This window comes from Candidatus Megaera venefica, assembly GCF_034554655.1.
Taxonomy (GTDB): Bacteria; Pseudomonadota; Alphaproteobacteria; order Rickettsiales; family Rickettsiaceae; genus Megaera_A; species Megaera_A venefica.
Window position 1 is genome coordinate 1 of sequence record NZ_JARJFB010000172.1, and the last position, 3,120, is coordinate 3,120.

Consider the following 3,120-nt stretch of genomic DNA (forward strand, 5'->3'; position numbering starts at 1 on the left):
AAAAAATGAATGTGCGGTGATTTATTTTTGAAATTCTTGAAATTATATCAAAAATTTAGAGTTTTGACGGAGAGACTAACTATAGATCTAAAATACTAATCTTACAGGAAGTTTATTCATATCAATTATTTTTGAAAAAATGGTGGCCAGGGACGGGATTGAACCGCCGACACAAGGATTTTCAGTCCTTTGCTCTACCGACTGAGCTACCTGGCCAGATCAATGAAATCTACTAATAAGGCAAATTATAAGTTTTGCTGATCCTTTTGTGAGTGCAATTTATAATCAAAAAAAATATGTTTGTCCATCCAAAACTTAAGCAACATGAGGAAAAAACTTTTTGCTCTAAATTATGCGATAATTAACCTATCCTCTATTTACAACGTTACTGAATATAGCCTATAATGAAATTGCTACTTAGGTAGCTATGGTGATAAACGTTGTTTGGAATAGAGGTTGCGGACCCGGGGGCGGTACCCGGCGCTTCCACCATTTAAGTATTATGGGAGCGAAATAGGATCGACGTGCTTAATAAAGAAATAATTTTTACCCAGTATGATTCCGCTGAATAATGGATCAAAAAAAGTAAATGCAAACGATAACAATCGTCTTGCGGCTGCTGCTTAATTGTAGCTAGCCACGGGGTTCGGGGCTTACCTGGCAACAGAAAAGCTCCACTATTTTTGTGATAAGATTATATGTCAATTGACTATCAATTATTAATAGACGAAGCAATGCTTAGCATTGTTAGGAAGGTGCTGCATAATACCTGTGAAACTGGATTAATTGGCGAGCAAAGTTTTTATATTTCGTTTAAGACTGACGATACTGAGGTGGTGTTATCAAGAAACATTAGGCAGAGATATCCCAAAGAAATAACCATTGTGCTGCAATATCAGTATAAAGACTTAAGGGTTCTGGAAGATAGATTCTCAGTTAATATTGCCTTTGGTGGGCTTCCAGAAACTATTGTGGTTCCTTTTTCTGCTCTTACAAGTTTCATTGATCCTATAGCTAACTTTAGTTTGCAATTTAATAGAAATAAAGAAGATATTGATTTCGAAATTGAGACATTTGAATCGGATTCAGATAATGAAACAGAAATTAAGCAAATCAAACCAAAATTATCTGCAAAAGAAAAAAGCTTTCCAAATGATAAGTTGCAAAAAGCAGGTGAAGTTATTGCAATTGATAAGTTTCGTAAAAAAAATAAGTAGGATTTAGTGTTTTATATGTCTACTGATACTATGCCTTTTTCAGTTTTAAATCAGATGCTTGAATTTAAAGATGAAGATACGAATACTGCGCCTCTAGGTAAGCATAGTCGGAGTCTAAAAAATACTGCTGTATCATTTGAAACTGGAAAGAGCACTATGCCTTTTGTTGAAATTTATACTGATGGTGCATGTTCTAAAAACCCTGGGCCTGGTGGGTGGGGGGCGTTATTAATCTTTAACGATACAAAAAAAGAAATTTTTGGCTATCAGCTTGAAACTACAAATAATCAAATGGAAATTTCAGCTGCCATTTATGCTCTACAACACTTGAAAAAACCTTGCAGAGTCAAGCTTTACACCGACAGTATCTATCTCCAAAAAGGTGCAACTGAATGGATACACAATTGGCAGAAAAATAATTGGCGAAAAAGTGACAATAAGCCAGTGACTAACATTGATTTATGGCAAAATTTGCAGCATGAAATGAAGAAACACGATATCATTTGGTGTTGGGTAAAAGGCCATGCTAATAATGAAGGTAATAATATAGCTGATAAACTAGCCGTTGTTGGTAAAGAAACTGCAAAGAGAATGCTTAAAGATGCTTCAAATTAACAAACTTTGGGTTAAATTATTTTGTCGAAAGGTAGGGACAGACCAATTTGGTAATGGCTACTACATAGGTAGTGACAAGAATTATTTAAAGCGTAATAAGAGATATGTGGTGTATAAAGGCATTGATGATGGATCAAAAGTGCCTCCAATGTGGCACTCATGGCTTCATTATTTAAGTGATGAGATACCGGATAAAAATAAAACTAAAGAATATGAATGGCAGACAGAGCATGTACCAAATGTAACTGGAACTAAGCACGCATATGATCCAGCCAAGTCAAAATATACAAAAGTAAAGACTTATTCCAGTTGGAATCCAGAGTAATTAATAATTAAAGGTGTAAGAAAATGAAACAGGGAATTATTGAAACTTTAGTAGGGTTGTTTGTACTGATTGTGGCATTTAGTTTTCTTGGATTTGCTTACAATATAAGCGATTTTTCTAAAACGAATAATGGTTATACGGTAACTGCTAATTTCCAAAATATTGATGGAATTGCTAAGGGGGCGGATGTAAAGCTTGCTGGCATTAAGATTGGTTCTGTTGATAGTCTTAGTCTTGAAGATAACACATATTACGCCATCTTGAGTCTAAGCATTAATGAAGGAGTTAATATTCCTAAAGATTCTAGTGCAATTGTTTCTACCAGTGGTCTTTTGGGTGGAAAATATATTAGAATAAATCCTGGTGCATCCGATGATAATTTTGCAGATGGTGGTAAAATAAAATTTACCCAATCATCTCTGAACATTGAAGACTTGATTGGAAAATTAATGTACTCAATTACCAGTAAATAGTTGATTTAGTACTTTTGCAAACATCCCAAAATTGTGATTAATTAGTCCCTCCGTCAAAACTCTCCCCGCCTGAATTAACAAGGGGTTTCATGTCATAAACAGCTTACAAAATCCATAAGAAAATGGTATAATTACCGCATAAAGCTTACGGATTTTAAAATTATGCCTATAGAAAATATTACTTTTCTCCAAAAACAAGAAAGGTTATTTGAAGAGAAATTATCTACAAAACTAAATCCTAAAAACAAGTTATATAAACTAAGGGATTTAGTAAATTGGTCTGAACTTGAAGCCAGAGCATTGCCTAACATTGAAATCAAGCAATTTGGTAGAAATAAGAAAGATCATAGAGTAATGCTAGCACTATCAATGCTTCAAGCTATGTACAACGGTTCTGATTCGTTTACGGAGGAAGAGCTAAAGGAAAATATTTATTGGCAATATTTTTGTGGTTATGAATATTTGCAGCAAGATCTTGATGTGTCTGAAG

At 34.2% G+C, this 3,120-nt stretch carries 5 protein-coding genes, 1 tRNA gene and 1 other RNA gene; 6 read left to right on the forward strand and 1 reads right to left on the reverse strand.

Translation table 11 applies throughout. The features are described 5' to 3' along the window. Positions 1–140: 140 nt before the first annotated feature. Positions 141–216: transfer RNA gene (locus Megvenef_RS08250), tRNA-Phe, on the reverse strand. A gap of 157 nt (positions 217–373) precedes the next feature. On the opposite strand from Megvenef_RS08250, the gene ssrA reads away from it, so the two are divergent. The 6 genes from ssrA to Megvenef_RS08280 all read left to right on the forward strand — a co-directional run. Then, positions 374–679, forward strand: a transfer-messenger RNA (tmRNA) gene (gene ssrA / locus Megvenef_RS08255). Positions 680–698: 19 nt separating this feature from the next. Next, on the forward strand, positions 699–1,217 hold the full coding sequence (locus tag Megvenef_RS08260; RefSeq protein ID WP_322777467.1) for a ClpXP protease specificity-enhancing factor SspB: 519 nt from the start codon (positions 699–701) through the stop codon (positions 1,215–1,217). A 156-nt stretch (positions 1,218–1,373) separates the two neighbouring features. After that, positions 1,374–1,832, forward strand: a complete 459-nt coding sequence (gene rnhA / locus Megvenef_RS08265; RefSeq protein WP_322777470.1) for a ribonuclease HI — start codon at positions 1,374–1,376, stop codon at positions 1,830–1,832. Then, positions 1,819–2,157, forward strand: a complete 339-nt coding sequence (locus Megvenef_RS08270; RefSeq protein ID WP_322777468.1) for an NADH-ubiquinone oxidoreductase subunit NDUFA12 family protein — start codon at positions 1,819–1,821, stop codon at positions 2,155–2,157. The genes rnhA and Megvenef_RS08270 overlap by 14 nt, the downstream gene beginning before the upstream one ends. A gap of 23 nt (positions 2,158–2,180) precedes the next feature. Next, entirely contained in the window at positions 2,181–2,630 is a 450-nt protein-coding gene (gene mlaD / locus Megvenef_RS08275; protein WP_322777469.1) for an outer membrane lipid asymmetry maintenance protein MlaD, read from the forward strand. A gap of 162 nt (positions 2,631–2,792) precedes the next feature. Beyond that, the coding region (locus Megvenef_RS08280) for a transposase (protein WP_322776028.1) at positions 2,793–3,120 on the forward strand (328 nt) is incomplete at its 3' end.

Excerpts from the sequence above, each read along its gene's own strand:
- Megvenef_RS08260 (WP_322777467.1), top strand. The coding sequence starts at position 699 with ATGTCAATTGACTATCAATTATTAATAGACGAAGCAATGCTTAGCATT.
- rnhA (WP_322777470.1), top strand. The coding sequence starts at position 1,374 with ATGCCTTTTGTTGAAATTTATACTGATGGTGCATGTTCTAAAAACCCT.
- Megvenef_RS08270 (WP_322777468.1), top strand. The coding sequence starts at position 1,819 with ATGCTTCAAATTAACAAACTTTGGGTTAAATTATTTTGTCGAAAGGTA.
- mlaD (WP_322777469.1), top strand. The coding sequence starts at position 2,181 with ATGAAACAGGGAATTATTGAAACTTTAGTAGGGTTGTTTGTACTGATT.